Source organism: Peptoclostridium sp. AF21-18 (genome assembly GCF_003478825.1).
In the GTDB taxonomy this organism is placed as follows: domain Bacteria; phylum Bacillota; class Clostridia; order Peptostreptococcales; family Peptostreptococcaceae; genus Peptacetobacter.
The window spans coordinates 1-5,484 of sequence record NZ_QUGE01000043.1 but is presented as its reverse complement, the minus strand read 5'-3'; the positions used below and the strand labels follow the sequence as shown (position 1 = coordinate 5,484).

At 30.1% G+C, this 5,484-nt stretch carries 5 protein-coding genes; all 5 read right to left on the bottom strand.

The genetic code is table 11. From position 1 onward, the window contains the following. Window positions 1-117: 117 nt before the first annotated feature. The 5 genes from DWX74_RS10775 to DWX74_RS10755 all read right to left on the bottom strand — a co-directional run bounded on the left by DWX74_RS10775 (window position 118) and on the right by DWX74_RS10755 (window position 5,185). The gene (locus DWX74_RS10775) at window positions 118-1,023 is read right to left on the bottom strand and encodes a nucleoside hydrolase (RefSeq protein ID WP_118549946.1); all 906 of its coding nucleotides are present in this window, start codon (window positions 1,021-1,023) and stop codon (window positions 118-120) included. 8 nt (window positions 1,024-1,031) lie between these two features. After that, the gene (locus DWX74_RS10770) at window positions 1,032-2,048 is read right to left on the bottom strand and encodes an ABC transporter ATP-binding protein (RefSeq protein WP_118549945.1); all 1,017 of its coding nucleotides are present in this window, start codon (window positions 2,046-2,048) and stop codon (window positions 1,032-1,034) included. A gap of 60 nt (window positions 2,049-2,108) precedes the next feature. Next, complete coding sequence (locus tag DWX74_RS10765; RefSeq protein WP_118549944.1) at window positions 2,109-2,921, bottom strand: ABC transporter permease; 813 nt, start codon at window positions 2,919-2,921, stop codon at window positions 2,109-2,111. 37 nt (window positions 2,922-2,958) lie between these two features. Continuing rightward, window positions 2,959-3,822 carry an ABC transporter permease gene (locus DWX74_RS10760; RefSeq protein ID WP_118549943.1) on the bottom strand — a complete coding sequence of 288 codons (864 nt, stop codon included), beginning with the start codon at window positions 3,820-3,822 and terminating at the stop codon, window positions 2,959-2,961. A gap of 115 nt (window positions 3,823-3,937) precedes the next feature. After that, window positions 3,938-5,185: an ABC transporter substrate-binding protein gene (locus DWX74_RS10755; RefSeq protein WP_118549942.1), complete on the bottom strand. Its 1,248-nt coding sequence runs from the start codon at window positions 5,183-5,185 to the stop codon at window positions 3,938-3,940. Window positions 5,186-5,484: the final 299 nt, after the last annotated feature.

Here is a 5,484-nt window from a genome sequence, read left to right as displayed (position 1 = left end):
ATATTACCATAGAAGGCGATTAAATTTACAGACTTTTTTTCATATACTCAAAAAAAGTGGGTATCTGAGTATAATATTTTACTCATTGCCCACTTTTTGTTTTTCTAAATTTTTATATTATCTTTCAAATACAACTTTTATCATTTCGTCATTTATCTTCTTATCATCTAAAACTATTGGAATATTTACTCTTGTAGCACTCTCTCCTTCTACAAGTCTTCCCTCAAACAAATCTTCCTCTGTAGAAACAACACTCATAAAATCATCCCTAAACATATCAGAATTCATTAAGTAAATCGCAGCAATAACGTCCCAAAGTACTATAAAATCGTAGTTGTATTTTTCTTTAAACTCTCTCATCCACTTTTCAATCTTATTGATTATAAATTCATTTTTAATATTATTTCCTAAAGCTTTAACCTTATCTAGCTCATTAGTTCCAAACTCTACATCCATGCATCTATTTCCAGTTAGTATAGACACATTTTTATATTTTTTAATAGCTACTTCTGCTCCCTTAGGGCATACAGAGAAATTCAGTTCTTTCATTATCTTATCTCCAAAGTATAAATCGCCTGTTATTCCACCCATAAGTACTACAGAGTTTAATTTTTCTCCTATTTCATTATCTATCATATAGGCATCATAAAGATTCTGCATAGATCCAGTTGCCAATAAATCTATTTCATTTGGATATTTGTTCGCCATTTCTACTATGAATTTTGCTGCTTCATTTGATTCAAAGTTTCCGTCATCTTCAAATCTTTTATATCCAAATCCTGTATAATCATTCATTTCAAATTTTCCTCTACCTTTGTAGACATTTAAGTTTATACCTAGGTCTTCTACAAGCTCTAATGTCTGTTTATGAACGTATTCTAAAGAATCATTGGCATAAGTTGTGCAAACACCAAGAAGTTCCACATCCTTATTTTCAACTAGATAAACTAGTGCTAGACCATCGTCGATATCTCTATTATCTAAGCCCATAGTATTGTCGCAATCGTAAATAACTTTTTTCATAATATCACCTAATCCCTATATATATTTGTTTTCTTTACTACTATCCCTATTTTATCTCCTACTTCGTATCTATTCATATCGAAGTCGTCTACTTTTATAGTTCTTTCCCCTATATTTAGAATATATTTCATTTTAGTGCCTGAATATACAACTTTTTTAACTTCTGCTGAGAATACTTTACCTTCTAGGTTGATGTTTTCTTTTACAAATTTGTTTAGAGCATTTTCAAAATCATTTTGTGCATCTGCTTCTTTGTGTATGTCTATATCTTCAGGTTTTATAAGTATTGTTGCTCCGTCTATCTCAATAAAGTTGTCGTCTACCATAAATTTTGCTGCTGCTTTTGTTTTAGGGTTAGTGTAAACTTCTTCTGGATAGTCTATTTGCTCCAGTTTCCCATTTAACATTATGGCAATTCTATCACTGAATAGTATGGCTTCTTCTTTATCATGAGTAACTAAAATCATAGTTGTATTATGTTTTTTCTGAAGTCCTATTGTCAATTCCCTCATTCTTTCTCTAAGATTCGTATCAAGGCTAGAATATGCTTCATCTAATAATAATACTTCTGGCTCTACTGCCAATGCTCTGGCAAGTGCAACTCTCTGCTTTTCTCCACCAGAAATCATAGATACTTTTTTCTTTTCATATCCTTCAAGTCCTATGTCAGATAAGAGATCTTTTACTTTTTTATCTATTTCATCTTTGCTCTTTTTTCTAACTCTAAGTCCAAATGCTATGTTTTCATATACATTCATATGTGGGAATAGTAGGTTTTCCTGATTTACAATAACTATATTTCTTTTGTTTGCGGCTTTTGATGTTATGTCCTCTCCATCTAGGATTACTTTTCCCTCAAAATCATCAATTAAACCCGCTACTATGCTAAGCGTTGTACTTTTCCCACATCCAGATGGGCCAAGTATACTTATTCTTTCACCTTTTTTTACCTGTAAATTTAATCCATCTAATACATTTTTATTAGAGAATTTCTTTTGTATATTTTGTAATTCAAGTTTATACATATTTTATTCCTCTATTTTCTATATTTATATTCTTTTGTGATTAATTTTTATATTATAACTTTAGATATATTTATAATCTTCTAGCTCGTTTTTGTACATTTTTTTCATTATATATTCCATAGCTATAAGCAATACTATTGTACTAGCTATGAATATCAATCCATAAACAGATCCCAACATTCTATCCCCTGATTGTATGAACGGGAACATTTCCATTGTAAATGTAATTATTTTTCCACCGCCTATTAAATATACAAGGAAATACTGACTGAATGATACAATGTAACACATCATTGCAGCTGATATTACTCCAGGCATTATCATTGGTGCAACTATTTTTAGAAATACATCTTTTTTACTTGCACCGAGTGTATATGCTTGATCTATGTATCCTCTTCCAGTTATTAAAAATACATCTTTTATCATATTTACAGCATATGGTATGCAAGGAACTATGCTCACTAGTATTATCCCTAAGTATGTTCCAGCAAGGCCCATTTTTATAAATTCTATGTTTAGTCCCATTCCTATAGATACTGGTGGTATTATCACTGGTGAGAATACTAACATTTCTACAAATTTTTTACCTTTAAAATTCTCAAATGCTAATGCTTTTGCACATGGAATTGATATTGCTATTGTTATTATTGTAGTCATTAGAGATATGAATATGCTGTTTTTTAGTGTATGGATTACTCTGTCGCTGTTTTGTATTACATATTCCCATCCTCTAACTCCAAAGTTTGTAGGCATTATATCCGGCCATATGTAATTATTTGTAAAGGACCACAGTATCATGGATAGTATTGGAATTATAATAGAAAGTATAGATAAGGCTAGAAGTAGCTTCATCGTAAGTTTTTTCCAATTCATATTTTTTCTCCTTTTTTATACTTTATTCTAAAGTTTTTTAATTTTTTTCATTCATAACAATTCTTTTGATAATTGTATTAAATAGTAGTACGAATAATACACAAAATGCTATTATTACCATATTCATAGCCATAGCATATGGTCTATTTGTCATCATAGGATTTTGGTATTCGATAAATGCTTGAACTGCTATTGCTTTTGGTACTGTTGCCCCTAGTAACATTGGTATTTCATATGATCCAAACGAGAACGAGAATATTATTGTGAATACAGATAGTATTGTAGGTAGTAGCATCGGAAGTGTTACTTTTCTAAATGCGTACCATTTAGATGCACCTAAGTTTATTGCTGCCATTTCATGTTTGCTACTAAGTCTTTTTAGTACTGCCAAGCATGTCAGCATAACATATGGCGTTTCTTTCCATATATATGCTAGTATTATTCCGATTCCATTTGAACTAAATAGTATATTTGAAAATATTTCTTGTGCATTTTTTACTCCCATGCTATAAAGTATTCTCGCAAAAAATCCTGAGTCCGATAAGAATGTTATTGCAAATAGAGCAACTGTTATGTGTGGTACTACTATTGGAATTTTGTATATATATTCTTTTTTAGATTTTAAAGAAACTATCAAACTAGCTATTATTATTCCAAGTACAACAGCTATTATCGACGATATTGCACTTATGTATAAAGTAAATGATAGACTTTTTAAGAAACTAGAATTTGTAAATATTTTAGTGTAGTATTCTAATGTTATTTCTTTCATACCTATAAATGAGAAATACCCCAAGCTTTGTACAAAAGCTCCTAAAATCCCAAATACTAGTACAAATAATAGAAGTGCTACAACTGGCATAGTTTCCAAGTATGGTCTATATTTTGATTTTCTAGACATTTTCTTCTCCTATTATATTCTATTTTTTATTTTTTAATATAGCACAAAGGATATTCGAAAAACGAATATCCTTTACTTTTATTTATTATTCTATTTTTTTATCATTAATTTATAATTATTTACCTGGTATTTCTTCAGTCCATATTTTTTCTATTACAGGAACTATTGCTGATGGTAGCTCTGGCTGTCTTTTTGAAAGTAATTCGCTCTGAAGTAATGTTGCAGGTCCTATTTCTACACTATCTAGTGTAGTTCTCTGTTCATCAGAAAGTTTTTCATTATCTAATACTGGTAAGTCACCCCAAACTTCTGGTTTGTATTTTTCCATCTGAGATTCAAATCCTAGTATTTCATTTATAACTACCATTGCACCAGCTTTGTTTGGAGCATTTTTAGCTATTGCTAGGAAATGAGTGTTTCCTATTGTTCCCTTGTCAAATACACAAGTTCTTGTTGATTCAGGGTATGTCCCATTGCTTATTAGTGATGATGCATGGTTTGGATTATAGCTTACATTGAAGTATAAGCTTCCATCTGCAAACATATTATCCTGCTGAGTTGAGTCAGTTGGATATGTTTCACCCTTTTTCCAAAGGTATGGTTTTAATTCTTTTAGATAGTCCATAGCTGGTTTTATAGCTTCTCTTACAGCTTCTTCATCAGTTGGATCTATATCTTTTAATTTATCATAACCTACTTTTTCATATATTATATTTCTTACAAATGCAGAACCTGTAAAGTCTGGTAATGCTGGATATGTGAATTTACCAGGATTCGCTTTAGCAGCTTCTAATAATTCATCCGCATTTTTTATAGGTTTCACTTTATCTGAATTATATTCCATAACAACCTGTGCTTTTCCAAATGGAGCTTCGTATCCATCAGTAGGATATCCAAAGTCTAGTTTTGTATCGTCAGCATCACCATTTACATATTTTTCAAAGTTTGGAAGTTTTTCTGTAAATGGTCCAAATAATAAGTTATTTTCTTTGGCAGTATAGAAGTTTTCTCCATTTATCCATATAACATCTATATTACCTTTTTCTTCGTTAGCCTGTACACTGTTCTGAAGGTTGTTTAATATTTCATCTATATTCATACCAACTCTTTTAACAGTTATATTATGTTCTTTTTTTAATTTTGGAGCAATGTATTTATCTATGTAGTTGTTTGTCTGATCAGATCCACCCCAACCATAGAATGTTACAGTTGTTCCTTCAGCTTCTTTTAATGCTTCTTCATAAGACATTTTTGTATATTTGTCTTCTGTTGATGATTCTTTCTGGTTTTCTCCAGAAGAACAACCTGTTAATAAAAGAGCTGCTGATAAAACTATTGCCGAAAGTTTTTTTGCAAATTTCATTTTTATCCTCCTCAATAATATTTTATAAATTCAATTTTTGTGCAACGAATTTATCGATTTTATATAATATATATTCCTATTTTAAAATTATATTATCTATTATGTAAAAAATCTATACTATATTAAATATTTACTTATAATATTTTTTAATATGTATATATAATAATTTTATATATACATTCTACTTAATTTTTTTAAGAGCTATTTTTGCATAAAAAAAAGATTACGTGGCTACGTCCTACTCTTCCAGGGGCCTTCGCCCCAAGTACCATCAGCGATAGAGAGCTTAACTTCTGTGT